Raw genomic sequence first — 3,415 nt, forward strand, 5'->3', positions numbered from 1 at the left:
TGGCAGTGTGTAAACAATTGGCGCAATAATGTCGTCAGTGTGGTTTACGTTGATTACGCGCATTGTGTCGTCTGACTCAAAGTGCGAATCTTTATCTGCGAATACGTAAATAATGCCGCCACGTGCGCGTACTTCTTCTACGTTTGATTTAAGCTTTTCTAATAGCTCATTGTTTGGTGCTACAACAATAATTGGCATGTCGGCATCAATAAGTGCAAGTGGGCCATGTTTTAGCTCACCTGCTGCGTAGGCTTCTGCGTGAATGTACGAAATTTCTTTAAGTTTAAGTGCACCTTCCATTGCAATTGGGTATTGCGAACCACGGCCTAAAAATAGTGAGTGGTGTTTATCGGCAAACTCTTCTGCAAGGTCTTCAATACCATTAGCAAGCAATAATGCCTCTTCAAGCTTAGTCGGAAGTACTTTAATTGCGTTTACAATAGCACTTTGCTCAAGCTGTTTTTCTTGCGCTATAGACGCAGTAAGCATTAACAAACCAACTAATTGAGTGGTAAATGCTTTAGTAGAAGCTACACCAATTTCAGCGCCGGCTTTAGTCATAAAGGCAAGGTCTGATTCGCGCACAAGTGATGAACCTGGTACGTTACAAATGGTCATTGAAGCCATATAACCTTGCTCTTTAGCTAAGCGTAATGCAGCTAACGTATCGGCTGTTTCACCCGATTGTGAAATAGTCACAAGTAGGCTGTTTTCGTGTACATACGATTGGCGGTAACGAAACTCAGAGGCAATCTCAACATTACAGCTAACGCCTGCAAATTGCTCAAGCCAGTAACGGGCAACCATACCTGAATGGTATGACGTACCACAGGCAATAATTTGTACGTGTTTTACATCTTTAAATATTTGTTGAGCGCTGTCGCCAAAGGCATCTATCGCTACGCGGTCGTCGTTTAAACGCCCTTCAAGGGTATTACGTACGGCAAGTGGTTGCTCGTAGATTTCTTTTAGCATGTAGTGGCGGTAGTCGCCTTTGCCTGAAGCATCTTGTGTGATGTTTGATTCAATCACTTCACGTTCTACTGCGTTTCCATTTTCATCAAAAATTTCAACAGTGTCACGGGTAATGCGCGCTACATCACCTTCTTCTAAAAAGATAAAGCTGCGAGTAACCGGTAATAGTGCTAACTGATCAGAAGCAATAAAGTTTTCGCCAAGGCCTAAACCAATAACAAGTGGGCTACCTGAGCGCGCTACGATAATTTCGTTGTCGTTCGCTTTATCAAATACAACGGTACCAAACGCACCTTCAAACTGCTTAACCGCTGCTTGAACAGATGCAAGTAACGTAGTGTGTTGCTTACGAAGCTTATGAATTAAGTGCACCATTACTTCGGTATCGGTTTCAGATAGGAACTCGTAACCTTCTTCTTTAAGCGATGCGCGTAGGCTTGCGTGGTTTTCAATAATACCGTTATGCACAAGTGCTAGTTGGTTGTTTGATACATGCGGGTGAGCGTTTTCTTCTGTAACGCTACCGTGTGTTGCCCAGCGCGTGTGTGCAATACCTGTATGGCCGCTTACGCCTGCTTTATCAAGTGCAGCTTCTACGTTTACTACTTTACCTACGGCTTTTACAGTATTTAGTGTAGAGCCTTCTAAAAGTGCTACACCGGCAGAGTCGTAGCCACGGTATTCAAGACGTTTAAGGCCTTCAACTAAAATTTTATTTACTGGGCGTTCTGCAACTGCCCCAACTATTCCACACATAGTGTCTCCATTAATTTTTTAATTCTAGTAACTCACTTTGTAGTTACTAATCAATAATCTCTGCACAAATTAGTTTTACACCACACGCCTCAATCGCTTTGCGTTTATCATCTGCTAAGCCTGTATCGGTTATTAAAGTGGTTACTATTTTCCACGGTAATTCTAAATTTGGTATTTTTCGGCCAATCTTATCTGATTCAACCATAACGATTACTTCGCGGGCGGCCTTTGCCATTACTTGGCTTAAGCCAACTAGCTCATTAAAGGTCGTAGTGCCGCGTTTTACATCTATGCCGTCTGCACCAATAAATAGCTGATCAAAGTCGTAAGAGCATAATACGTTTTCGGCAACTTGCCCCTGAAACGACTCAGAATGCGGATCCCACGTACCACCAGTCATTAAAAGTGTTGGCTCGTTCTCAAGTGCTAATAAACGGCTCGCCACTTTAATCGCGTTAGTCATTACAACTAACCCGCGTTTATTTGCAAGCTCTGGGATCATCGCGGCCGTAGTACGCCCGCTATCAATAATAATGCGGTTATGATCTTTTATAAGTGCAGCTGCTGCCTTAGCTATTGCGACTTTGCGCTTAGAGTCTATTTCGTCACTTACAATTTCTTTAGGCAGTGCAATAGCACCACCGTAACGGCGCAGTAACAGGCCACTTTTTTCAAGCGCGGTTAAATCTTTACGAATGGTTACTTCAGATGTTTGAAACTGCTCAGCAAGTTTTTCTACAGCCACTTCACCTAGCTCATTTACCTGAGTAAGGATTAAATGACGGCGTTGCTGTGTGTTTCGTTTAGTCATAAAGTAAGATATTAAGTTTCGTTTCGAAAGATACGCAATTTTAAACGAAACAAGTTAAATGGCAAGTGAACGAGCAAAAATAAAGCAGCTTTCAACAAGTAATAATAAAGGTAAAATAGCTTTAGCAGCTTTTAACTAAACAAAGAAATAATAATGCAGCCATTTAATAGCTTAAACAAAGAGCTTTTAGCCCTACGTAAACAAACTGGCGAAATATGCCGACTCTTTAATAAGAGCCCGAGTAAAGGCAATTTAAAACGCATTAAAGAGCGATTCGCTCAATGCGGTGAAGGGGTAATTATAGAGTCAGGTTTTCATTGTGATTATGGTAAGCAAATAATAATTGGTGATCGAACTTTTATAAACATTAACTGTACGGTATTAGATGCTCCAATTAGTGAAGGAGCAATCAGCATTGGTGATGACTGCTTAATTGGCCCTAACGTTCAACTCTTGGCGGTATCTCATGCTGTTAACCCTACACAGCGACTCGATAAAGAAAACTTTGCATCACCCATCACAGTGGGTAATAACGTGTGGATTGGCGCAGGAGTTATTATTTTGGCAGGAGTGTCGATTGGGGCTAACAGTGTTATTGGTGCGGGATCTGTCGTTACCACAAATGTAGAGGCAAATACGGTTGTTGCGGGTAATCCTGCCCGTGAGGTAAGAGTACTATAATTATAATCGACGCGCTACGCAGTAAAGTATCGTGGTGCCGACAACGATGAAGAGCCACAGTGAAATATTGCACTATCATCCGCCAATGCATTTAATAGCCAAAACACTGCTCACAAAGAGGCGCTTAGGAGACGCTACGCTTTAGAGAAGAAAAGGCTCACGATTACTTTTCTACAGACGTAAACAAGCCCG

General features: G+C 42.2%; 3 protein-coding genes. 1 reads left to right on the plus strand and 2 read right to left on the minus strand.

From position 1 onward, the window contains the following. Positions 1 to 1,731: glutamine--fructose-6-phosphate transaminase (isomerizing) (gene glmS / locus AABI99_RS17700; RefSeq protein ID WP_338367441.1), on the minus strand; the 1,731-nt coding region annotated here is incomplete at its 3' end. Between the two features lie 46 nt (positions 1,732 to 1,777). Then, the gene (locus AABI99_RS17705; protein ID WP_338367442.1) at positions 1,778 to 2,542 is read right to left on the minus strand and encodes a DeoR family transcriptional regulator; all 765 of its coding nucleotides are present in this window, start codon (positions 2,540 to 2,542) and stop codon (positions 1,778 to 1,780) included. A 153-nt stretch (positions 2,543 to 2,695) separates the two neighbouring features. Between AABI99_RS17705 and AABI99_RS17710 the strand changes: the two genes are divergently transcribed. Next, a complete protein-coding gene (locus AABI99_RS17710) occupies positions 2,696 to 3,223 on the plus strand; it encodes a sugar O-acetyltransferase (RefSeq protein ID WP_338367443.1) in 528 nt (175 codons plus the stop codon). Positions 3,224 to 3,415 lie beyond the last annotated feature (192 nt).

This window comes from uncultured Pseudoalteromonas sp. (assembly GCF_963922945.1).
Taxonomy (GTDB): Bacteria; Pseudomonadota; Gammaproteobacteria; order Enterobacterales; family Alteromonadaceae; genus Pseudoalteromonas.

Excerpts from the sequence above, each read along its gene's own strand:
- AABI99_RS17705 (WP_338367442.1), bottom strand. The coding sequence starts at position 2,542 with ATGACTAAACGAAACACACAGCAACGCCGTCATTTAATCCTTACTCAG.
- AABI99_RS17710 (WP_338367443.1), top strand. The coding sequence starts at position 2,696 with ATGCAGCCATTTAATAGCTTAAACAAAGAGCTTTTAGCCCTACGTAAA.